Source organism: Amycolatopsis sp. NPDC059235, from assembly GCF_042754125.1.
GTDB lineage: Bacteria > Actinomycetota > Actinomycetes > Mycobacteriales > Pseudonocardiaceae > Amycolatopsis > Amycolatopsis albidoflava.
Genome location: NZ_JBHZAG010000037.1, coordinates 1 through 21,824, shown reverse-complemented (window position 1 = coordinate 21,824; position 21,824 = coordinate 1). Strand labels below are relative to the sequence as shown.

Genomic DNA, 21,824 nt, shown 5'->3' with positions numbered 1-21,824 from the left:
CAGAGGCCCGCGAGTGACGCAATTCTTCGACGCCGCCCGCGAGCGCGCTCCGGCCGAGGACCTCCCCGGCGGACACCCCCTTGACAGTTCGTTTCATCAGACAATACGTTCTTGTCGCCAGATGAAACACCTTCAGCAAGGGAGGCCGCTCGGATGGTTCTCGACACCGCCTACTTGCTTCGTCGCGCGGGGGCCTCCTACCGGGGCCTCAGGGCGGTCGACGACGGGCGTACGGCGCGTACTTTCGGCGAGCTGCTCGACCGCGCGGAGCGGTTGGCCAATGCCTTGGACGCGCTCGGCATTCCGGAGGGCGCGAGTGTCGGGATTCTGTCCGACAACCGCACGGAGTTTGTCGAGACAGACTGTGCCCTGGCGCTCGGGCGGCGGGTTCGGGTGGCGCTCAACGCGCGGCTGCATCTGGAGGATTTCCGTTACGTAGCCGAGGATGCCGGGCTCCGAGCGCTCTTTTTCGCACCGAGGTTCGCAACGGAGGCGCACGCGTTGGCCGAGGAGTTCGGCATCGCGGTGATCCCGTTCGAGGAAGACGCCAGCTTTGAACACACGTACGAGGGTCTCATCGCGAAAGCGAAATCCGAGCCGGTGTTGCGCGACCTCGATCCTGAAGGCGCGGCGTGGATTTCCTACACTTCAGGGACAACCGGACGGCCCAAGGGAGTCGTGCTGTCGCATCGCGCGCTGCGCGAGGTGGCGCTGAATCTGCTGCTGGAGCTGGCACCGGTCCGCGAAGGGGAACGGGTTTTGCTTACCCAGGCCGTTTCGCACGCGTCGGGGTACTTTGTGCTGCCGTATTTGATCAGTGGCGCGGGCGTGCACGTCATGCCGAAGTTTGACGCGGATGAAGTGTGGCATCGGTCCCGAGAGGGGCATTTCCGCACGCTCAAAGCGGTTCCGGCGATGCTCGAACCATTACTGGACGCGGCGCGCGGCGAGTGGGGGTTCGAGACGATCGTCTACGGGGCGTCGAGCGTGGCGTTGCCGGTGCTGGAGCGCGCGCTCGATCGGTTCGGGCCGACGTTGGTGCAGGACTACGGGCAGTCCGAGGCGCCGATGACGATTACCTGCCTGAGCAAGGCCGATCATCTTGACCCGTACGCGAGGCAGTCCGCGGGGCGGCCTTGGCGGTCGGTAGCGGTCGAGGTGCGCACCGAGGACGGCCGGGTGGCTCGGGCCGGGGAGATCGGGGAAGTCTATGTGCGCGGGTCGCATTTGATGTCCGGATATCACCGCAAACCCGAGGCCACGGCGGCGGCTCTGGTCGACGGATGGTTGCGCACCAAGGATCTCGCGCGGGCGGACGAGCGCGGGTTTGTCCATCTCCAAGGGCGCAATGACGAAATGATCAATTCCGGCGGGTACAACATCGCTCCTCGCGAGGTAGAGAACGAGCTGTCGGCGCACGCCGCGGTCAGCGAGGCGGTGGTGCTCGGCCTTCCCGATCCGCGCTGGGGCGACGCGGTCACGGCGGTGGTGCGGTTGCGGGACGCCCAAGCCGCGTCCAGTCAGGAGTTGATCGAGTTCGTCCGGCCCCGGCTGGGGATTCGCACGCCGCGAAGGCTGGAGATCTGGGACGCCATTCCGCGCACGCCGTACGGGAAGGTCGACCGGGTCGAATTGCGCGACAAGCTGATCGGAGGGTTCGAGTGAACACCGGCGACATTGAGATCTTAGGCGTGGGGATGCATCCCTTCGGCCGGTACCCCAATTCCTCGCTGAAGGATCTCAATCGCGTCGCGTGTGTGTCCGCGCTGGTTGACGCCGGGCTTGAGGTGCGCGACCTCGACGCGGTTTACGCGGCCAATGCGATGGCGGGATTGCTTCAGGGGCAGGAGATGATCCGCGGTCAATCGGTCATGCGGGAGATCGGGATCGAGCGCATCCCCGTCACGAACGTCGAGAACGCTTGCGCGAGCGGGTCGACTGCGTTGCGTCAGGCCGTCCTCGCGATCCGCGCTGGGTCGGCGGACGTCGTGCTGGTCGCGGGTGTGGAGAAGATGTTCGTGGAGGACCGTTCCCGGACGCTCGCGGCGTTGGAGTCCGCGGGCGATCTCGACGTGGTGTCCGGGATCGGGCTGCAGTTCACCGCGGTCTACGGGATGCGGCTGCGCAAGCTCATCGCGGAGGGCAGGCTGACGGTGGACGATCTGGTCGCGGTTTCCGTCAAGAGTCACGCCAATGGCGAGCGCAATCCCTATGCACAGCACCGGAAAGTCGTCAGTCCTGAGGAAGTGCTGGGTTCGCGGCCGATCGCTGATCCGTTGACGTTGCTGATGTGCAGCTCCATCTGCGACGGTGCGGCGGCGGTCGTGGTGGCACGACGCGGGGCGGTGCCAGCGAACGAAAGGCCGAGCATCCGGATCAGGGCGTCGCAGGCCGCAACGGGGTACACGACCACCGGAAACGAACCGTCGCTGACCGAACTGTGCGCGGCGGCGGCGTATGCGGAGGCGGGGCTCGGACCCGAGGACGTCGACGTCGCCGAGGTGCACGATGCGATGGCTCCTGCCGAACTCATCGCGTACGAGCAGCTCGGTTTCTGCGGTCCGGGCGACGCCGGCGCGCTGCTCGACAGCGGGGCGACCCAGATCGACGGCTCCCGTCCGGTCAACCCGAGCGGCGGGCTGTCGTCGCGCGGGCACGCGGTGGGGGCGACCGGGTTGGCCCAGATCGCCGAGCTGACCTGGCAGTTGCGCGGCGAAGCGACCGGACGGCAGACCCAGCGTCCGCGCATCGGCCTCGCCCACAACAACGGCGGCTGGCTGGAGGGCGAGTCAGCCGTCTCGAGCGTGCATCTGCTGGAGAGGACCGAGCCATGGGACTGAACGCCGCTTTGCAGGTTCCGACCACCGCCGAACGGCCGCGCGACAACGGGTCCGCGCTCGTGGGCAGCCGTTGCGGGCAGTGCGGTGCGGCCTCGTTCCCGGCGCGCGCGGTCTGTCATCGATGCGGGACAGCTGCGCCCGCCGAACACACTTTCGCGGCGAGCGGCGTGCTGCTCACCTACACGACTGTGCACGTCGCGAGGCCCGGGCTGCCCGCGCCGTACACGCTCGGCCAGATCGCCCTCGACGACGGCGGGCCGATGGTATTCGGCCAGGTCAGGACGGACGGAGACGAGCCTGAGGCGGGGATGGCCGTGCGGGTGAGGATCGGCGAGACGCCGCGCTACTGGTTCGTACCCGAGCGTTTCGCTGGTTGATACGGTGACCTCACTCGACGAAAACGCAGAGGTGGCCAGTGACTGAAACCCCCGACGGCTCCACAGTCCGCGCGGTCAGCCGGGCGATCGACATCCTGTTCGCGCTCGGGCACAATCCGCTCACGCTCGGCGACGTGGCGGAGGTCGTCTCGCTGTCGAAGCCGACGACGTACCGGCTGCTGAGCACGTTGCGCGCCAAGGGAATGGTCGTGCAGGACCAGGCCAGCGGACACTACGGGCTCGGCCCCGGCTGTTTTCACCTGATGTCGTCGATCTCGAACGGGAACGCGGGCTTCATCTTCGAGGCGACCGACGCGCTGGAGCAACTGCGCGACGTCACCGCGGAGACCGTCGCGGTGCACGTGCGCGCCGGCCGTTCCCGCATCTGTGTCAAGGAACTCCCGAGTCCGCACCTCATCCGCTACATCGCGGGCGTCGGCGTTTCCGAGGGCATCCACACCGGGTCGGCGGGCAAGACGCTGCTCGCGTTCATGCCCGAGGCGGAGCGCGAACGCCTGCTCAAGGACCTCCCGCTCGACCCGACGACGCCGAACACGATCACCGACCTCGAAACCCTGCGCGCCCAGCTGAAGAGCATCGCGGCCGCTGGTATCGCGCACAGCCACGGCGAACGGGCGGTGGGCGCGGTCGGCGTCACCGCGCCGATCACGGACGCGAACGGTTTCGCGCTCGCGGCGTTGAGCGTCATCGGGCCGGAAGGCCGTCTCGGCAAGGAGAAAATCGCCGAGATCGAACGACACGTACGGGAAGTCGCGGCCCGGATTTCGGCGACGGTATCCGGAGCGTCCGAAGTGGACTGAACGAGACGGAGGTCCAGTGCCCCACGATGGCGACGACAGCACCACAGCGAACGACGGCCGGGTTTCGCTCCGCGCGCGGTACGAGCCGACCACTGCCGAGCCCGCGCTGAAAGCCTGGAGCGACAGCAGGATCGCCGAGCCCGGACCGTTCCGGCCGCGCTTCATGGTCTACTCCGGACTCGGCCCGCCCGCGATGACCGCGGAACGGCTCGCCGTGCTGCAGGAGGTCGGCGCGGAGTCGTTTCTGCTGGCCGCCGACCTCCCCTCGCAGCTCGGTTTCGACCCCGACCACGAGCTTTCGCACGCCCAGGTCGGCCGGGCCGGAGTGTCCTGCGCGACGCTCGACGACTTCGCCACGATCTGTTCCCGGCTCGATCTCGCCGCCGCGGACAGCGTCGGGATGCTGCAGAACTCGCTCGGACACGTCGCGCTCGGAATGGTCCACAGTGTACTGTCCGATCGAGACGCCCGGCACGTCAAGCTGGTGATGCAGAACGATCCGCTCAAGGAATTCACCGCGCGCGGCACCGAAATCCACTCCCCCGCGCAAGCGCTGCGGATCGCCGCCGATTGCGTGGCGTTCGCGATCGACGAGGACATGCCCGGAGCGGCGCTCACCGTCTGCTCCAACCATTACGACGTCGCGGGCGCGGGTCCGTTGCTGGCGGTGGCTTTCGCTTTCGGCAACGCCATCGCATACCTGGACGAATTGGTCGCGCGCGGCTACGAACCCGCGGACGTCGCCGGGAAACTGATGTTCTTCCTCAACGAGCGCAGCGATTTGTTCGTGGAGGCCTCGGTTTTCCGCACCGCGCGGATCTTGTGGAGCGAGATTCTGCGTGACCGGTACGGCATTCCGGTCGCCGAACAACCCGTCGCGAAGCTCATGGGCTACGCGCACGGGCTGGAATCCGCCGAGGAACCGCTGGTCAACATCCCGCGCGTGACGCTCAGCGTGCTCGGGTCCATGCTCGGCGGCGTCGATTACCTCTGCGCCACCGGTTACGACGAGGCATTGCGCATCCCGTCCGCCGACGCCGCCGCGCTCGCCGTGCGCACGATGCAGGTCGTCGCGTACGAGCACGGCACGCTGACGACGATCGATCCGCTCGCGGGCAGCGCCAAACTGCGCGACGTGGACGAGCAGGTGATGCGCAAAGTCCGGCTCGAACTCGACCGGCTCGCCGAAGCCGGCGGCCCGCTGGAAGCCATCGAGAACGGCTACATCGCTGGGCGCATCGACGAAAACCGCGGTGCGCGCCAGGAACAATTGCGGACCGGCGAGCGGCTGATGGTCGGCCACGGCGTATTCGACGCCAAGGCCCGCGCTGAGTGGTTCGCGGGCAAGAGTTCGGGCGAGATCGACTTCGCGAAGGTCGAGCGGGAGGCCGTCGAGCGGATCACCGAGCACAAGCGCCGCCGCGACACCGCGCTGGTCGACCGGGCGCTCAAGGCGGTCGAGACCGCGGCCGCTGGGACCGAGAACCTCGTCCAGCCCAGCATCGAGGCATTGCGTGCCGGCGCGACCTCCGCCGAGATCGTCGGTGCCACCCGGGAAGGGTTCGACAGATGACACGCGTCGTACTCGCCAAACTCGGACTCGACGGCCATGACGTCGGCGTCCGGCTCATCGGCAAACACCTCGCCAACGCCGGATTCGAAGTCATCTACCTCGGCAAACGCGTCCCCACCACCACCATCGTCCACGTCGCCATCCAGGAGGACGCCCACGCCGTCGGGCTCAGCTGTCTCAGCGGCGGGCTCGGTCACTTCGCCTCGCTGACCGTCGAAGGGCTACGCCGCGAAGGCGCAGACGTCCCGGTTCTCGCCGGCGGCATCGATGAGCCCGCCGAGATCGAGCGCATGATGGCGGCGGGCGTGCATCGGCATTTCGGGCCCGGTGCCTCGATGGAGGAGATCGTGACGGCGTTCCGCGAGGCGACCTGACGCCGTCCTCTACCCGCCTCCCGCTCAGCCGATCGGGAGGTCCCGGTCCTGCCCTCAAGAGGCCCGGCAAGACCCCCCTTGACCTGCGTGACCAGGGCGAGTAGACAAGCCATATCACGTAGTGGTTCGCACGTTTCATTGGACGAAACACAGAGAGTTTCGTCCCGACGGCCGTCGAAGGTGGCGGAAGGAGCGGGCAATGGCGCCGGCGCAGGAACCGACCCAGGCACGACCCGAGACGAGACTGGCCAAGGTCGCGGTGACCGCGCTCTCGGCCTCGAGCATCGAGAACTACGACTTCTTCATCTACGGCACCGCGGCGGCGCTGGTCTTCCCCCAGCTCTTCTTCCCCGAGCAAACCGCGCTGACCAGCGCATTGCTCAGCTTCGCGACCTTCGCGGTCGGCTTCATCGCCCGGCCGCTCGGCGGCGTGCTCTTCGGCCACATCGGCGACGTGCACGGCCGCAAGAAGGCGCTGATCGGCGCGCTCGCCGGGATGGGGCTCGCGTCGACGCTCATCGGCCTGATGCCGACGCACTCGGTGATCGGGGTCGCCGCGCCGATTCTGTTGGTATTGCTGCGTTTTCTGCAGGGCATCGCGGTCGGCGGACAGCTCGGCGGCGTCGTCCTGCTCGCGATGGAGAGCGCGCCGCCCCGCAAGCGCGGCTTCTTCTCCAGTTTCGCGCAGGCGGGCGGTCCGGGCGGCATCATTCTCGGCAACCTCGCCTTCATCGCGGCTATCCGGTTCACCTCGCCCGCGGCGTTCGAGGCGTGGGGCTGGCGCGTTCCGTTCCTCGCCAGCGCCGTGCTGGTCTGGCTGGCCATCCACCTGCAGCTGCGCCTCGAGGACACCGACGCGTTCCGGCGGCTCAAGCAGGTCAAGAAACCGGCCGCCGGCCGCTCCCCCGTGCTGCGCGCGTTTCGCGTCCACTACAAGCAGATCGCGTTGGTCGCGGCCGCCTACATCGGCATCAACGTGACCTACTACCTGTTCATGACGTTCGCGGTTTCCTACAGCACGAACTCCGCGATTTTGGGGCTGTCCAAGGACACCATCCTGCTCGCCGTCCTCGTGGCGGCCGGGGTGCAGCTGGTCTTGCTCCCGGTGTCCGGCGCCATCTCAGACCGCATCGGACGGCGCGCGATGCTGCTGGCGGGTTCGGGGATGCTCTGCGCCTTTTCGTTCGCGTTCTGGCCGCTGCTGAACACGAAGTCGACGTTCCTGATCCTGGTCGCGTTCATCGTCGGCCTCGGCCTGATGCACACCACGATGTACGGACCGCAGGGCGCGTTCTTCGCCGAGGCGTTCTCCACCGGGCTCCGGTACTCCGGCGTTTCGCTGGGCGTGCAGCTGGGGGCCGTGATCGGCGGTGCGTTCGCTCCGCTGATCGCGACGTCGCTGTACGCGGCGACCGGATCCTCGATGTCGGTGGCCATCTACATGGCGGCGGTCTGCGCGATCACCTTCGGCGCCGTGCTCCTCATGCCGGAAACCCACCTGAAAGACATCAACGAGCCAGTGGTGGCAGCCGAACCCGCCGCCGCGAGCGATCCAGCCCACTGAGCAAAGGAGAAGCAGCATGGCGATGCCCACCCGGCATCTCGGCAAGCTCGACGTCGGCGCCCAAGGGCTCGGCTGCATGGGCATGAGCGATTTCTACGGCAGCGGCGACGAAACCGAGTCGATCGCGACCGTGCACCGCGCGCTCGACCTCGGCGTGACGCTCCTGGACACCTCCGACATGTACGGCTACGGCGCCAACGAGGAACTGGTCGGACGGGCGATCGCCGGCCGCCGCGACGACGTCGTCCTGGCCACCAAGTTCGGCGTCGTCCGCGCGGAGGACGACTCGATGGCGCGTTCGGTGCGCGGTGACGCGGAATACGTCCGGCAGGCGTGCGACGCTTCCCTGCGCCGACTCGGTGTCGACCGCATCGACCTTTACCAGCAGCACCGGGTCGATCCCGCCGTCGAGATCGAGGAGACGGTCGGGGCGCTGGCGGAGCTGGTCGCGGCCGGGAAGGTGCGCCACATCGGGCTGTCGGAGGCGTCCGCGGAAACGATCCGCCGGGCGCACGCGGTGCACCCGATCACGTCAGTGCAGACCGAATGGTCGCTGTGGTCGCGCACGATCGAGGACGAGGTGGTGCCGGTCTGCCGCGAGCTGGGCATCGGGATCGTGCCGTATTCGCCGTTGGGCCGCGGCATTCTCACCGGCCGCTACCGTTCGACGGACGACTTCGAGAAGGACGACTTCCGGCGGACGTCACAGCCGCGCTTCGCCGAGGGGAACCTCGAACGCAACCTGGAATTCGTGCGGGCGCTGGAAGAACTCGCCCGACAGCGTGGTGTCACGGCGGGTCAGCTCGCGCTGGCGTGGGTACACAGCCACGGCGACGACGTCGTGCCGATCCCGGGCACGAAGAAGCGGAGCAGGCTGGAGGAAAACGTCGCGGCCGTTGATATCTCGCTGTCCGCCGCTGACGTGGCGGCGATCGAACAAGCGGTGCCTGCGGATCAGATCGCCGGCGAGCGGTATTCCCCGGACCGGATGTCGTTGCTCGAATGACCTTGATGGGTTGGTGAAATGCGTTTCGCAGACCGTGTGGTGATCGTGACCGGCGGCGGTGGCTCCGGGCTGGGCCGGACGCTGGTCCGCCGCTTCGCCGCCGAGGGCGCCGCCGTGGTGGTCGCCGACCGCGACGAGGCGGCGGCCGGCCAAGCCGCCGCCGAGGTGGAAGAACAGGGCGGACGAGCGTTAGCGGCAAGGACCGATGTGCGCAGCGATGACGACGTCCGCGCGCTGGTCGAAGCCACCAGATTCGCTTACGGCCGCATTGACGTCCTCGTCAACAACGCCTTCACGTCCAATCCGGCGTCCATTCTGGACACTCGCATCGAGGACTGGCAACGCGACCTCGACGTCGTGCTGACAGGCGCCTTCCGCTGTTCCCAGCAGGTCCTGCCGACGATGATCGACCAACGGCGCGGCGTGATCATCAGCGTCTCGTCGGTGAACGCGCACACCCACGTCGGCGCGGCAGGCTACAGCGCCGCGAAAGCCGGGGTGGAAGCGCTGACCCGCAACCTGGCCGTCGAGTTCGCGCCCTTCGGGATCCGGGCGAACGCGCTGGTGCCCGGCACTTTCCGCACCGACGTCTGGAAGGAACGGCAGAAGATCGACCCGGACCTCCTCGACCGCCTGGCGACCTGGTATCCGCTCGGCCAGGTCGGCGTGCCCGACGACATCGCGTCCGCGGCGCTGTTCCCGGCTTCGGACGAGGCGTCGTTCATCACCGGGAGCCTGCTGCCGGTCGACGGGGGTCTGCTGGCGGGCAATCCGCAGTTCGCGCGCGACGTGCATCCGGAGAACCACCGATGAAGGACGAGGTGCGCGTTTCGCTGGTGCAGTTCAGTTCGGCGGTACTGGACTGCCCGGGCAACGCCAAACGGATGGCGGAGTTCGTCGAGCGCGAGGCACAGGAGCACGGGGCCGAGCTGATCGTTTTCCCTGAGCTCAGCAACACCGGGTACGTCCGCTCCGCGCGCGACGACGCCTATGCCGAGAGCCTCTACGCCGCGTCGGAACTCGTGCCCGGCCCGACCACGGAGGCGCTGGGCGAAGCCGCTCGCCGTGGTGGTGCGCACGTCGTAGTTGGTATGTCGCAACGGCATCCGCTGATACCAGAGGTGCTCTACAACAGCGCCGTGCTGATCGGTCCGTCCGGAGACGTGGCCGGCATCCAGCACAAGGTGCATCCGTGCCGCGACGAGAAGGAATATTACGTTCCCGGCGATGAGATCTCCGTGTTCCCCACTGCGCTCGGCACGCTCGCGCTCAACGTTTGCTACGACGTCCGGTTCCCCGAAATGGCCCGCGTGCAGACCCTCGCGGGTGCCGAGGTCGTCGTCTCGCTGTGGGCGTCGGCGGTGCAGCCGGGCAAGGTTCTGTCGGACAGCATCGTCTCGCGGTGTGCGACCAGGGCGATGGAGAACGCTGTGTTCTTCCTGGGCTGCAACCGAACTGGCACTGATGACGAGCAGCGCTTCTACGGCCGAAGCGCCATCGCGGGCCCGAGCGGTGAAGTGCTGGCGCGCTCGGACGACGACCGGGAGGACGCCGTCCGGGCAGTGCTGCGGGGTGCAGATCTCAAAGCGCAGCGCCGATATCTCACGATTTTCCGCGACCGCAGACCGGAATTGTACGGCCGCGTCACCGAACCGCTCTCCCGCCCGGAGCCCCTATGACCTCGGACCTCAGCCAGTGGACGGCTGAACAACTCGGCGCCGCTTACGCGTCCGGCGATCTTTCTCCGGTAGAAGCGACAATGGCGGCGCTGGACGCGATCGACGTCGATCTCCGCGCTTTCGCTTACGTCGACCAGGAAGGCGCGCTCAAGCAAGCGTCCTTGAGCGAACAACGCTGGGTCGACGGGCGCGCACTGGGACCGCTCGACGGCGTTCCCGCGTCGATCAAGGACCTCTTCCTCACCCGCGATATGCCCACGCTGCGCGGTTCGCGTCGCACCGACCCGACGCAGCGTTGGGACACCGACAGCCCCGCCGCGGCTGCGCTCCGCGCGAACGGTCTGGTCCTGCTCGGCAAGACGACGACTTCCGAACTCGGCTGGAAAGGCGTCACCGACAACCCTATCGACGGCATCACGCGCAACCCGTGGGACCCGAGGCTCACCGCAGGCGGATCGAGCGGCGGCAGCGGCGTGGCGGTTCGGGCGGGAATGGGCGCGGTGTCCGTGGCCACCGATGCGGCCGGCTCAGTCCGGATCCCGGCCGCGTTCTGCGGCGTCGTGGGCTTCAAGCCGACACACGGACGCATCCCGATGCATCCGCCGAGCGTCCTGGGCACCCTGGCACACGCCGGACCGATGGCCCGCTCGGTAGCCGACGTCGCCGCGCTGACCGACCTCCTCGCCGCACGGGACCACCGCGATCCCTCCTGGACACCGACAATCGGCGAAACAGCGGAACCCATCAGGGTTGCGTTCTCACCGGCGCTCGGTCGCGTGGACGTGCACCCGGAGATCGCCGCCCTCGTCGCGGAAACCGTCGCCTCGTTGGCCGAAGCGGGCTTGCAGGTCGAGGAGTCCGACCCCTCTTTCCCGGACCCGGCAGGCGCATTCGACGTACTGTGGTCCGTCGGCGTCGCGCACATCGTCCGGCGCTACGGCGGCACGGCACCGCTCGATCCGGGCCTGCAGAAGCTCATCGAACGAGGTGCCCGCTACGAGACGGCCGACTATCTCGACGCGCAAAGCGAACTCGCCGCGCTCGGCGTCGCCATGGGCGAATTCCACACGCGTTACGACGTCCTGCTCACGCCGACCGTGCCGATCGAACCCTTCGCCGCGGGCCACGACGTGCCACCGGACAGCGGGATGACCGACTGGCCACAGTGGACGCCGTTCACTTACCCGTTCAACCTGTCCCGGCAACCCGCGCTCAGTGTCCCAATTGGACGGACGTCCCGCGGCCTGCCGGTCGGCCTCCAGCTCGTCGGATCCCGTTTCGCGGACTCGACGGTCCTGAAAGTCGGCGCCCTGATCGAACAATTACGTCCCGCGCTCACCTATCCGCAGGAGAACGCATGAAGTTCGGCGTCAACACTTTCGTGACCGACGAAAGCATCCGCCCTGACGCGCTGGGCCGAGCACTGGAAGAGCGCGGCTTCGAAACGCTGCTCGTCACTGAACACTCGCACATCCCGGCGAAACGGGAGACGCCCTGGTCCGGCGGCGGCGAACTGCCGCGCGAGTACTACCGCACCTACGACCCGTTCGTCGCCCTCGCCATCGCCTCCGCGGCCACGACCACGCTCACCCTCGGCACCGCCGTCGCCCTGCTGGCCCAGCGCGACGTCTTCCAGACCGCGAAAGAAGTCGCGACGCTCGACGTCCTCTCCGGCGGGCGAGTCCTGTTCGGAGTCGGAGTCGGATGGAACCGCGAGGAAATGCGCAACCACGGCGTCGAACCGCGCCGCCGCGGCCCGCTGCTGAACGAGAAACTCGCCGCGCTCAAAGCGATCTGGACCGCTGACGAGGCCGAATTCCACGGCGAGCACGTCGACTTCGATCCGGTCTGCTCCTGGCCGAAACCCGCGCAGCACCCGCACCCGCCCATCGCCATCGGCGGCGAAAGCCCAGCCGCACTCGACCGGCTCGCCCGCTACGGCGACGAATGGATGCCCCGCGCGAAACCCCCGGTCGACGAACTGCGCCGCGTCGCGTCATGGCTGGCCGACCAGGGGCGATCCGATGTCCGCACGACGCTCTGCGGAGCCACATTGGACTCTGACATCGCGGCGTACGCCGAAGCCGGAGTAGCCCGGGTGACGTTCACTCTGCCGCCCCTGCCGGACCGGGAAACGGTGCAATACCTGGACAAACTGGCGGCCTACGTCGAACGGCAAACACGCTGAATGCGGTCACTGCCAGCTTCGGCAGTGACCGCATCAGTTTTTGAAGACTAGATACCCATGCTCGCGCCGAGCGTGTCCAGCGCCTTGTTGACCATGCCCTGGGCCGCGGCGTTCAGGTTGGCGTTGGTGCCGTTCACGACCCAGTCCGAGCCGGAGAACATCACCACGGTCACGCCGTTGTCGACGCCGCCGTCAGTGCCGCTGCTGTTGATGCCGAGCAGCGAAGCCGCCTTCACCGACGCTTCGCCCAACTCGCGGGAGTCGTTGTCCGAAGTGTCCTGGTCGTTCGCGGTCTGCGTGTCGCCGAAGATCGCGCCGATCACCTTGCTCTTGTAGAACATCAGCGCGAACTGCCTGCCCTTGATGCCGTGCTCCTTGTAGAAGAAGTGCGGGCACGGGCTCTTCTTGTCGTAACAGTCGTCGCCGAGGACGTAGAACGGCACCTTGTGCGCGCCGAGCGACTTTCCGTTGCTGTCCTTGAAAGTCGTGGTGCCCTGGTGGTCGGGATCGGGGTCGGGGTCGCTGCCGTCGGTGTCGACGGCCAGGCCGGAACCGTAAGCGTAGACGCCCTTCGCCACCTGGTAGACGTTGACGTTCTTGGCCCGCGTCATGGTGTTGATGTGCGGCTGGGTATTGACCTTGTTCGCGTTCGTGCTGTTCTTCTTGACGCCGGCCAGCACCTCCGCGGCCGTGTACGACTTGGCCGCGGTGTCCGCGGTGGACGCGTGAGCGGAGTTGACAGCGAGCGGCACGGCGAGCGCCAGAGCGGCGCCAACCACAGCGAAACGCCTACGGGAGGATGACATGACCGGGCGACCTCCAGCCTTCATTAGGAAAACTTCCTAACATAGTGAACCATCCGTGACCAGTCGTTGTCACGAGGTCACTTCGAGAAAGTTCGAGGCGGCGGCCTGGTGCTGGGGATCCACGCGGGACAGGTGCCGCTGACCGGCACGCCGCCCGCGGATCAGTCCGGCTAGTGCAGCTCGAAAGTGAAGAGCTGACGCCCCTCCACCAGCACCCGAATCTGGATGACCTCGCTGACGCGGCGCGGCAGAGCGTCGCGCATCGCGAAGAAGATCGTCCTGATCGCCTGGAACATCGCGGCGCGGTCTTTCGCCAGCCGATAACTGACCGGGAGACTCAGGTCCACACCGGATCGATTGTTCTTCTGCGCGTCGTCGAGAAGCGACGCGACGCGGAGGGCGAAGTCGCTCGCCAGGTCGTAGTCCCCGGCCCGCTCGGTGCCGCGCACCTCCGGCGGCGTCAGCAACAGCGGGTCGAGCCTCCGGGCGGCGTCCAAGACGGCCTTGCTCGGCCCAGCCGGTTTGAGGTTCGGTTTGGGCGCGTCCCGCGACGGAGAGAAGTCGAATGCGACCGACGGGCCCGGGATGATTTTTTCGCCGGGCGCGGACGGAACCGGCGGCGCGACGGACGGCGGCACGACCTGGGCGTACGGGCTGCCCGCGCCCTCCTGCTGACGTTCCATCGCCTTGCCCGGCTGCTGGTTGATCCATCCCTCCACGAGGCTGTGGATGGAGCCCTGCTCCTCGGGCTTGAGGTGTGCCTGATCCATCGCCACGTCGACAAGCTTGAGTATTCCCGACGCGACCGCCGACTTGGCGCCGTCCACGACGAGCTTCCGCAGGCCGTCGGACAGCCCTAGCCGGCGGAGGATCGGCGTGAGGGTCGAATCGACGACCACGGAGCCGACCGCCTCGCCCGCGTTCTTCGGCTGTTTGTCCGGGTCGGCCTTCACCGGAGAGATGCCCAAGTGCGTCACCCGATTCTCCGGAACGACGGACGGCAGCTTCTTGGCGACCTCGTGCGCGAGGACGGCCGGCGTGCCGGACACCGGCCCGGACAACCACGCCTGAACCGACGCCATCTTCAACGCATCGCCGACGAACAGCTTCAGGATCGCGGACTTCACCTCGTCGGTGTTGTGCAGCGTCTGGCCACCCTGGACACGCTGTACCTCAGTCAGGTATTCGGCGAGCGCCTTCTCTACCTTGCCGACCGGCACGCCCGGCTTCTCGCTGGTGCGGTCGATCTGCCGCTGGATCGCCGCGACCGGACCGCCGGGCACCGCCGACCCCGCGTCGGCCGCCCGCTCGGCCGAGTCCCCGGGGGAACTGACCCCAGGCACGAGGCGGCTCGCGTGCCGCTGCTGCACCACGTGGGCCGCCTCGTGCGTCAGGAGGGGTTCGTCGGGAGTGCCGGCGACGACGATGTCCTCGCCCGAGGTGTACGCGACCGCGTCCAGGTCCCGGGCGGAGCGGGCCGCGTCGGGACCGGTGTGCACCCGGACACCGCTGAGGTCCTCGCCCCACCGGTCTTCCAGCCGGTGCCGCACTTCGGACGGCAGCGGCGTCCCGGGCGAGCGCGCCGGGATCTGGCTGAAGTCCGTTGAGACGGCGGCCGGCGTCTCGTGGACGTCGTCCGGCGCGACCTGGGCTACCGGATCAGGTTTCCGCCTCGTCGGACGGTGGTCGTGAGCCCGCATACCGCGCCTCGCTTCCGATCGCCTGGCTACGGCTTCAGCCCCCAGGATCGGCCGCGTGCGTCACCGTCGCATCACCGCCGCGTCAGGACGCGCAGTAGGCCTTGAGCGCCGCGTTGCCGAGCGTGGTCTGTCCCCGGGTCGCGGCTCCCGCCAGATGGTTCTCGTTGGCCGCGACCAGCACCTGCTTGCTGCCGTCGTCGCTGGTCAGCCACAGGTTGTAGTAGCCGAGCACCCCGCCGCTGTGATTCCAGACCGGGCCGCAGGCCGTCGGCGACAGGCCGATTCCCAGCCCGTATTGGTTGCCCGCGTTGTCGGTCGGCACTGTCGTCTTCAGCTCGGCCTGCTGCTGCGGCGGCAGGAGTTTTCCGCTCAGCAGCGCGCGTTCGAAGGTCGCCAGATCGTCCTCTGTGGACACAATGGCGCCCGCGGTGCCGAATGCCTGCACGTTGGAGACCGTGACGTCGTTGTAGAACGCGCCGAGCGCGATGTAGTAGCCGTTCAGATAGTTGCCGGCCAAGCCGGGATCAGCGGTCGGGAAGGAAGTGCTGCTCAAGCCGAGCGGCTCGATGACGCGCTTCTGGATCTCCGCCGCCGGTTCGTTCCCGGTCACCGCCTTGATCACCATGCCGGCGACCACGTAGTTGGTGTTCGAGTAGTGGAACGAGGTGCCCAGCGACGGGTGCGACGTCGCGATGTCCACCAGCGTCTGCGGCGGCCACGGCTGGCGGGGGTTGGTGTTCGCGACGTAGGGGCCGAGGAACCGCAGGTCGCCCGCGTAGTCCGGCAGGCCGGAGGTCTGGTGCAGCACCTGGCGGACGGTGATCTTCGTGCCGTCGTTCCCGTTGGCGTTCACCGCGCCGGGCAGCCAGCGGGCGAGCGGGTCGTCGAGGGAAAGCCTGCCCTCGGCTTCCAGCCGCAGCAGGACGGCCGCGGTGAACGCCTTGGTGTCGCTGCCGATCCGGAACTGCGCTTTCGGGTCAGCCGGGGTCTTGGTGGTGAGATTTCCGTATCCGGCGTGGATGTATTGCGCGGTTTCGCCGTTCCGGACCAGGCCGATTACCCCGGGATATCCCGCGCTGACCCCGCCCTGGGCTCCGGCTTGGAGGATCTCCGCCGGAGTCTCCGCCGATGCCGGACTGGCCAGGCCGGTCAAGGCGGCCACCACCGCTACCGCGACAGCTCCGAAAGCTTTGCGTCTCATCGCACTCCTCGCGTCGAAGGTCGCCGGGCTTGCCGATTCCTGAACGGGCACAGCAGTTTCCGGCGAGAGGAATGCGCAACGTATCCGCTTCCGATCAAACTTCGATGAATCGTCAGAGCTTGGCCGCGTCCGCGATCGCCTGCGCGAACGGCCGCGGCGCCTCCTGCGGCACGTTGTGCCCGATCCCGTCCAGGATCCGGTGTTCGTACCCCCCGGTGAACTTGGCGCGGTAAGCCTTGCCGTCCTTGGCCGCGCCGTCGAAGTCGCTGGCCAGCGTGATCGCCGGAACGCCGATGGTCGCGCCCGCCGCGAGTTTCTGTTCGTACGCCTCGTACTGCGGCTCGCCCGGAGCGAGGCTGAGCCGCCAGCGGTAGTTGTGGATGACGATCGCGACGTGGTCCGGGTTGTCGAACGCCGCGGCGCTGCGGTCGTATGTCGCGTCGTCGAAGTGCCAGGTCGGCGACGCCGTCTTCCAGATCAGCTTGTTGAAGTCGTGCCGGTTCGCCGCGTAGCCGGCGCGGCCGCGTTCGGTTGCGAAGTAATACTGGTACCACCAGCCCAGTTCCGCGGCCGGGGGCAGCGGCTGAAGGTTGGCCTTGAGGTTGGCGACGATGTACCCGCTCACCGGGACAACCGCCTGGCACCGCTGCGGCCACAGCGCCGCGATCACCGCGGCCGTCCGGGAACCCCAGTCGTAGCCGCCGAGAATCGCTTTGTCGATCTTCAACGTGTCCATCAGCGCGACGACGTCCTGCGCGATAGCGGTCTGCTGTCCATTTCGGACAGTACTGGCCGACTTGAACACCGTCGATCCGAACCCGCGCAGGAACGGGACGATCACCCGGAACCCTTGCGCGGCAAGCAGAGGCGCGACGTCGGCGTAGCTGTACGGGTCGTACGGCCAGCCGTGCAACAGCAGCACCGGCTTGCCGTCAGCCGGACCGAATTCCGCGTAAGCCATCGAAACGAGACCGGCGTCGGCGTGCTTGATCGTGCCCAGCGAGGTGTGCTCGCCAGAGCCCGCCCGCAAATCCGCTCCGGCGGCGGGCTGGGAGACGGCGGGCTGCGACGCGGCGGGCGAGGAGCAGGCAGCGAGAGAGGTCGCCGCCAGACCGGCCGCGAACGCCTGGGTGAATCGTCTCCTGCTGATCATCTGAACTCCTGTGCGCGAGATCGTGGGACGGCCTCGACGCTAAGGAGCCCGGCCGCCGCCCGCGCCCGTCGGATGACGCAACCGGCGTAAGTCAGTCGCCCAGAGCCCGCACCGCACCAGCCAATTCGGCACGAGAACTGACGCCGAGCTTCGGGAAGATCCGGTGCAGGTGGGTCCCGACGGTCCGATGCGAAAGATAGAGCCGCTGCCCGATCTCCCGGTTCGTCAGCCCCTCGGCGGCCAGCTGCGCGATGCTCAGCTCGTGCGGAGTCAGCTTGTCCCGGGCGTCCGGGCTCCGGTTCGGGCTCGACTCCCCCGCGCTGCGCAATTCGCGCCGCGCCCGCTCGGCCCACGCCGTCAGGCCGAGCGCGTCAAAAGTCTCCCGCGCGGTACGCAGGTGCGCGCGGGATTCGACGACCCGGCGCTGCCGCCGCAGCCACTCGCCGAACGCCAGATGAACCCGCCCGCGTTCGGCGGGCCAGCCGCTCAAGTCCGCCTGCAAAGCCGCCGTGAACAGGTCTTCCGCGGTTTCCTTCGGCGCGAGCACGGCCCGCGCGTACCGGAGCCCGATGTGCAACGCCGGGGCTGACGTCATCGCGGCCAGCGGCTCCAGCTCGGCCAGGATTTCCCGCATCGCGTCGGCCTGCCCGGCCCGGACGGCGGCCTCGGTCAGCTCCGCGACGCAGTACGCGCGCAAGGCCAGCTGATAAGCCGGATCCGCAGGATCAAGCAGCCGGCGCAGGTCGGCGAACGCGTCCTCGTACCGGCCTTCGCTCAACCCCACGAGCCCGCGCGCGAGCTGGACCGTGGCCAGCACCGGACGCGCACCCGCGGCGAGCCCCGCGCGCTCGGCCTCGTCAGCGAGTGCGGTGGCCTGCTTGTGGTCGCCGCGCAAAGCCGCGATCTCGGCCTGGACCGCGAGCGCCAGCCCGCCCATGAACGGCTGGCCCGTCTCCCGCGCGAGCCGGACGGCTTCGGCGGCCGAGGGCGCGGCACCAGCCAGGTCGCCGAGCCGAACCCGGCTCCACGCCTGGACGGCCAACGCACGCGGCAACACCCCGAGCTTGCCTTGCGCCCGCAAGCCCGGCACCGCGGCCGTCGAAAAGCGGGCCGCCAGGTCGAATGCGCCGACCTGCAAGGAAGCGCTGCCCAGGTATCGGTCGGTTTCCGGGTCAGCTCCGGCCGAGCCGACAAGTACCCGGAGCTGCTCCAGCACCGCAGTGCCCCGCTCGAACGGCGCGACGTACGCAGCGACCGCGATCAGGCGCGGATCGTCGTCGGGAATGGGCAACTTGGCGGCGACGTCCAGCAGTTTCCGGCGGGCCGTCGCGCCGGGTTCAGCCCAGAAACACCGCATCGCGGCACCCCACAAGATCCGCATCGCCGCGTCGCCCTGTCCGTCGGCGGCAGATTCGGCGACGGACTCGGCGAGGGCCGCCAGCTCCCCGATCCGCGAGGGATCCTCGCGGACGCCGTCCTCGAAAGCGCTGAGCACCTGGCTCGCGGTCGCCTTGCGGCGTGGGGAAAACGACTCGTCGCGCACCAAGCGTTCGGCGGTCTCGCGGCGGCCCGATTCGACCGCCAGCTCGGCGGCTCGCAGCAACCGATCCGCCCGTGCGTCCGGGTTTTCGCTGAGCCGCGCCGCCTGCTCCAGCGCGGCGATCGCGGCGGCGGCCCCGCCTCTCCGGCGAGCGCGATCGGCCGCCGATTCCAAGGCCGCAGCCACGGTTTCGTCCGGACCGGATGCCGCCCGGGCTTGATGCCAGGCTCGCCGATCAGGCTGTTCGCGCACCGTCTCGGCCAACGCGAGCTGCGCCCGCCGACGGTCGCCGAGCGTCGCGGCGGCGGGAATGGCCGAGCGCATCAACGGGTGCCGGAAGGTCACGCAGCCGACCGCGAACTCGACCAGCCGGGCGTCGACAGCGGGGCTGAGCACCTCGGGCTCGACCGGCGTGCCGAGCAGAATGCCCGTCGCGGCAAGGGTTTCGGCGATCGAACCGGCCTCGTTGAGCGCCGCGACCAGCAGGGCGGCTCGGGTGGCTTCCGGCAGCGTCGCGACCCGGGACGCGAACGTCCGCTCAAGCCGTTCGGTCAGCGGCAGGACCGGGTCGAAGACGTCGAGTTCGGCCACGGCGGACGGAAGTTCGGTCAGCGCGAGCGGATGGCCGACGGACTCGGTGAGCAGCCGCGTCCGGACCATCGGGTCGAGCCTCGGCGCCACCGAGTCCAGCAATTCGGCAGCGGCGTCGTCGGCGAGGCGGCCGAGCGGCATCGGCGAGAGACCGGCGTCGAGCAGCGGGCCGGAATCGTCCCGGAGCGTGGCGAGCAGCGCGACCGGTTCGGTCTCGACGCGCCGGGCGACGAAGGCCAGGACGTCCGCGCTGGCGCGATCCAGCCAATGGACGTCCTCGGCGACGACCAGCACCGGCTTCGCGGCGGCGGCATCGGCCAGCAGCGTCAACGCGGCGAGCCCGACCAGATACCCGCTGGGTTCCGGCCCGTCCGCGAGCCCGAGCGCGGTTTCCAGAGCGGTCCGCTGCGGCGCGGGCAGCTCGGCGAAGCCCGCGCGGACGGGGTGCAGCAACTGGTGCAGCCCGGCGTAGGCGAGGTCCTGCTCGGCCTCGGCACCGGTCGTCCGCAGCACCCGCATTCCCGCGACCGAAGCCGCGGCCGTTGCAGCGGCGACGAGCGCGGACTTCCCGATGCCGGCCTCGCCGCGGATGAGGACCCCGACGCGTCCTTCCGGGCCGTCGACCAGTTCGGTCAGCTCCTTGAGCTCGGCGTCCCGTCCGTGCAGCGTCATGATCCCTGACGATACCGGGAGCCGACGTACGTCGACGGCGTCGTCCGACGGGCGCGAAGACGGCCGCGAGCGGCTTAGTTTCAGCCGAAAGCGACCCTCCACAAAGGAAAGCGATGAGACGCACCCGAACACTTTTCTCGGCGTTGCCGCTCGCGGCGCTGCTGGTGACGACCGTCACCCAGCTCGCGCCCAGCGCCGCCGCAGCGGAGACCACCGCCTGCGCCACCGTCCCCGCCGCCGCGCCCAGCGGGGCGAAGATCGAATCGGTGCAGGCTGAGCCGAAGCCCGGCTACTGCGAAATCACCGTCACGCTCACCCACCCCGGGGCCAATGACCACGTCAAGGTCGCCGTGGCACTGCCGCAGACCGGGTGGACCGGCCGGCTCCAGGCGGTCGGCGGCAGCGCGTACGCCGCCGGCGACTTCGGCGCACCGCTGGCCCAGGCCGCCAAGGACGGCTACGCGGGCGTGACCACTGACGCCGGCGTGCTGACCGGGCTCGACGCCTCGTGGGCACTGACCGCGCCCGGCAAGGTCAACCGGCCGCTGCTGACGAACTTCGCGACCCGCTCGGTGCACGAGGCCGCGCTGATCGGCAAGGACGTCACTCAGCGGTTCTACCACCGGCCGGTGACCTATTCGTACTGGAACGGCTGCTCGACCGGCGGCCGCCAGGGCTACTCCGAGGCGCAGAACTACCCCGGCGACTTCGACGGCATCCTGGCGAACGCGCCCGCGGTCCACTGGACGCAGTTCGCGGTCGCGACGCTCTGGCCGCAGATCGTGATGAACCAGGAGCACGATTTCCCGAGCCCCTGCGTCTTCAGCGCGTTCCGGCAGGCCGCGGTCAAGGCGTGCGACGCGAACGACGGCGTCCGCAACGGCATCGTCGACCGGCCGGACGAGTGCAGCTACGACCCGCGCTCCCTGATCGGCACGAAGGTCCTCTGCGACGGCAAGGAGGTCATCGTCACGGCCAAGGACGCCGACGTCGTGCGCAAGATCTGGGCCGGGCCGACCGACGAACGCGGCCGGAAGCTGTGGGACGGCCTCCCGAAGGGCGCCGATTTCACCTGGCTGGCCGGCACCGACGACACCCCGTCCGCGCCCGGGTTCCCGGTGGCGGTCAAATGGGTGCAGTCGTTCGTCGCCAAACAGGCCGATTTCGACACTTCGAAGCTCACCTACGCCCAGTACGCGCAGGTGTTCCGCCAGTCGGTGCGCGAGTACGACGACGTCATCGGCACCGCTGACCCGGACTTGTCGGCCTTCCGCCGGACCGGCGGCAAGCTGCTGACCTTCGTCGGCTCGGACGACCAGCTCATCCCGCCCGGCGGCACGCTGCGCTACCGCGCCGAGGTCGAACAGGCGATGGGCGGCTCCCACCGGGTGAACGACTTCTACCGGCTGTTCCTGGCCCCCGGCGTCGAACACTGCGGCGGCGGGACGGGCGCGGCGCCGACCAACCCGCTCGGCGCGCTGGTCGATTGGGTCGAACACGGCAAGGCCCCGGCCACCTTGGCGGCCTCGACCGCGGACGGGAAGCAGACCCGCGACCTGTGCGCGTACCCGCGAGTCTCGCGGTACCAGGGCTACGGCGACCCGGCCGTCGCGTCCAGCTACCGCTGCCGCTGACCTGTGCCGTGCGTGCCGACCCCAGCGGCGCGCCCCGGCCGTGCCACGCGGCGGGCCGGCCTTCAGGGCAAACAACGGCGCGGAGATGGTGAAAACGCACCAATG

18 protein-coding genes are annotated in these 21,824 nt (G+C 68.8%); 13 read left to right on the top strand and 5 right to left on the bottom strand.

The genetic code is table 11. The features are described 5' to 3' along the window. Positions 1-153 precede the first annotated feature (153 nt). The 12 genes from ACFXI3_RS23685 (at position 154) to ACFXI3_RS23630 (ending at position 12,422) form a co-directional block, all read left to right on the top strand. Positions 154-1,665: an AMP-binding protein gene (locus ACFXI3_RS23685; protein ID WP_378402167.1), complete on the top strand. Its 1,512-nt coding sequence runs from the start codon at positions 154-156 to the stop codon at positions 1,663-1,665. After that, on the top strand, positions 1,662-2,840 hold the full coding sequence (locus tag ACFXI3_RS23680) for a thiolase family protein (protein WP_378402165.1): 1,179 nt from the start codon (positions 1,662-1,664) through the stop codon (positions 2,838-2,840). The genes ACFXI3_RS23685 and ACFXI3_RS23680 overlap by 4 nt, the downstream gene beginning before the upstream one ends. Continuing rightward, a complete protein-coding gene (locus ACFXI3_RS23675; RefSeq protein WP_378402163.1) occupies positions 2,831-3,217 on the top strand; it encodes a Zn-ribbon domain-containing OB-fold protein in 387 nt (128 codons plus the stop codon). The genes ACFXI3_RS23680 and ACFXI3_RS23675 overlap by 10 nt, the downstream gene beginning before the upstream one ends. Positions 3,218-3,255: 38 nt before the next feature. Continuing rightward, positions 3,256-4,038, top strand: coding sequence for an IclR family transcriptional regulator (locus ACFXI3_RS23670; protein ID WP_344286728.1), 783 nt, complete (start codon positions 3,256-3,258; stop codon positions 4,036-4,038). A gap of 16 nt (positions 4,039-4,054) precedes the next feature. Continuing rightward, on the top strand, positions 4,055-5,611 hold the full coding sequence (locus ACFXI3_RS23665; protein WP_378402160.1) for a methylmalonyl-CoA mutase family protein: 1,557 nt from the start codon (positions 4,055-4,057) through the stop codon (positions 5,609-5,611). Further along, positions 5,608-5,985, top strand: coding sequence for a cobalamin B12-binding domain-containing protein (locus ACFXI3_RS23660; protein WP_378402158.1), 378 nt, complete (start codon positions 5,608-5,610; stop codon positions 5,983-5,985). The genes ACFXI3_RS23665 and ACFXI3_RS23660 overlap by 4 nt, the downstream gene beginning before the upstream one ends. A 199-nt stretch (positions 5,986-6,184) precedes the next feature. Beyond that, positions 6,185-7,549, top strand: a complete 1,365-nt coding sequence (locus tag ACFXI3_RS23655) for an MFS transporter (RefSeq protein WP_378402156.1) — start codon at positions 6,185-6,187, stop codon at positions 7,547-7,549. Positions 7,550-7,571: 22 nt separating this feature from the next. Next, on the top strand, positions 7,572-8,555 hold the full coding sequence (locus tag ACFXI3_RS23650; protein WP_378402260.1) for an aldo/keto reductase: 984 nt from the start codon (positions 7,572-7,574) through the stop codon (positions 8,553-8,555). 18 nt (positions 8,556-8,573) lie between these two features. After that, a complete protein-coding gene (locus tag ACFXI3_RS23645) occupies positions 8,574-9,368 on the top strand; it encodes an SDR family NAD(P)-dependent oxidoreductase (protein ID WP_378402154.1) in 795 nt (264 codons plus the stop codon). Then, the gene (locus ACFXI3_RS23640; protein ID WP_378402152.1) at positions 9,365-10,234 is read left to right on the top strand and encodes a carbon-nitrogen hydrolase family protein; all 870 of its coding nucleotides are present in this window, start codon (positions 9,365-9,367) and stop codon (positions 10,232-10,234) included. Before ACFXI3_RS23645 ends, ACFXI3_RS23640 begins: the two co-directional genes overlap by 4 nt. After that, positions 10,231-11,595, top strand: a complete 1,365-nt coding sequence (locus ACFXI3_RS23635; RefSeq protein WP_378402150.1) for an amidase — start codon at positions 10,231-10,233, stop codon at positions 11,593-11,595. Before ACFXI3_RS23640 ends, ACFXI3_RS23635 begins: the two co-directional genes overlap by 4 nt. Continuing rightward, positions 11,592-12,422, top strand: a complete 831-nt coding sequence (locus tag ACFXI3_RS23630; RefSeq protein WP_378402148.1) for an LLM class F420-dependent oxidoreductase — start codon at positions 11,592-11,594, stop codon at positions 12,420-12,422. The genes ACFXI3_RS23635 and ACFXI3_RS23630 overlap by 4 nt, the downstream gene beginning before the upstream one ends. Before the next feature lie 47 nt (positions 12,423-12,469). On the opposite strand, the gene ACFXI3_RS23625 is transcribed toward ACFXI3_RS23630, so the two are convergent. The 5 genes from ACFXI3_RS23625 to ACFXI3_RS23605 all read right to left on the bottom strand — a co-directional run bounded on the left by ACFXI3_RS23625 (position 12,470) and on the right by ACFXI3_RS23605 (position 20,085). Continuing rightward, positions 12,470-13,201: a glycoside hydrolase family 75 protein gene (locus ACFXI3_RS23625; RefSeq protein WP_378402146.1), complete on the bottom strand. Its 732-nt coding sequence runs from the start codon at positions 13,199-13,201 to the stop codon at positions 12,470-12,472. Between the two features lie 197 nt (positions 13,202-13,398). Then, positions 13,399-14,928: a DUF4157 domain-containing protein gene (locus tag ACFXI3_RS23620; RefSeq protein ID WP_378402145.1), complete on the bottom strand. Its 1,530-nt coding sequence runs from the start codon at positions 14,926-14,928 to the stop codon at positions 13,399-13,401. Between the two features lie 82 nt (positions 14,929-15,010). After that, a complete protein-coding gene (locus tag ACFXI3_RS23615) occupies positions 15,011-16,129 on the bottom strand; it encodes a serine hydrolase domain-containing protein (RefSeq protein ID WP_378402143.1) in 1,119 nt (372 codons plus the stop codon). Positions 16,130-16,241: 112 nt separating this feature from the next. After that, a complete protein-coding gene (locus tag ACFXI3_RS23610) occupies positions 16,242-17,282 on the bottom strand; it encodes an alpha/beta fold hydrolase (protein WP_378402141.1) in 1,041 nt (346 codons plus the stop codon). A gap of 91 nt (positions 17,283-17,373) precedes the next feature. Next, positions 17,374-20,085 (bottom strand): AAA family ATPase, encoded by a 2,712-nt coding sequence (locus ACFXI3_RS23605; RefSeq protein ID WP_378402140.1) that lies wholly within the window; start codon positions 20,083-20,085, stop codon positions 17,374-17,376. 113 nt (positions 20,086-20,198) lie between these two features. Here ACFXI3_RS23605 and ACFXI3_RS23600 point away from each other — a divergent pair, with 113 nt between their 5' ends. Further along, positions 20,199-21,719, top strand: coding sequence for a tannase/feruloyl esterase family alpha/beta hydrolase (locus tag ACFXI3_RS23600; protein WP_378402138.1), 1,521 nt, complete (start codon positions 20,199-20,201; stop codon positions 21,717-21,719). Positions 21,720-21,824 lie beyond the last annotated feature (105 nt).

Coding starts and splice junctions, on each gene's coding strand:
- ACFXI3_RS23635 (WP_378402150.1), top strand. CDS start 10,231: ATGACCTCGGACCTCAGCCAGTGGACGGCTGAACAACTCGGCGCCGCT.
- ACFXI3_RS23615 (WP_378402143.1), bottom strand. CDS start 16,129: ATGAGACGCAAAGCTTTCGGAGCTGTCGCGGTAGCGGTGGTGGCCGCC.
- ACFXI3_RS23620 (WP_378402145.1), bottom strand. CDS start 14,928: ATGCGGGCTCACGACCACCGTCCGACGAGGCGGAAACCTGATCCGGTA.
- ACFXI3_RS23645 (WP_378402154.1), top strand. CDS start 8,574: ATGCGTTTCGCAGACCGTGTGGTGATCGTGACCGGCGGCGGTGGCTCC.
- ACFXI3_RS23655 (WP_378402156.1), top strand. CDS start 6,185: ATGGCGCCGGCGCAGGAACCGACCCAGGCACGACCCGAGACGAGACTG.
- ACFXI3_RS23630 (WP_378402148.1), top strand. CDS start 11,592: ATGAAGTTCGGCGTCAACACTTTCGTGACCGACGAAAGCATCCGCCCT.
- ACFXI3_RS23605 (WP_378402140.1), bottom strand. CDS start 20,085: ATGACGCTGCACGGACGGGACGCCGAGCTCAAGGAGCTGACCGAACTG.
- ACFXI3_RS23675 (WP_378402163.1), top strand. CDS start 2,831: ATGGGACTGAACGCCGCTTTGCAGGTTCCGACCACCGCCGAACGGCCG.
- ACFXI3_RS23600 (WP_378402138.1), top strand. CDS start 20,199: ATGAGACGCACCCGAACACTTTTCTCGGCGTTGCCGCTCGCGGCGCTG.
- ACFXI3_RS23650 (WP_378402260.1), top strand. CDS start 7,572: ATGCCCACCCGGCATCTCGGCAAGCTCGACGTCGGCGCCCAAGGGCTC.
- ACFXI3_RS23660 (WP_378402158.1), top strand. CDS start 5,608: ATGACACGCGTCGTACTCGCCAAACTCGGACTCGACGGCCATGACGTC.
- ACFXI3_RS23685 (WP_378402167.1), top strand. CDS start 154: ATGGTTCTCGACACCGCCTACTTGCTTCGTCGCGCGGGGGCCTCCTAC.
- ACFXI3_RS23610 (WP_378402141.1), bottom strand. CDS start 17,282: ATGATCAGCAGGAGACGATTCACCCAGGCGTTCGCGGCCGGTCTGGCG.
- ACFXI3_RS23640 (WP_378402152.1), top strand. CDS start 9,365: ATGAAGGACGAGGTGCGCGTTTCGCTGGTGCAGTTCAGTTCGGCGGTA.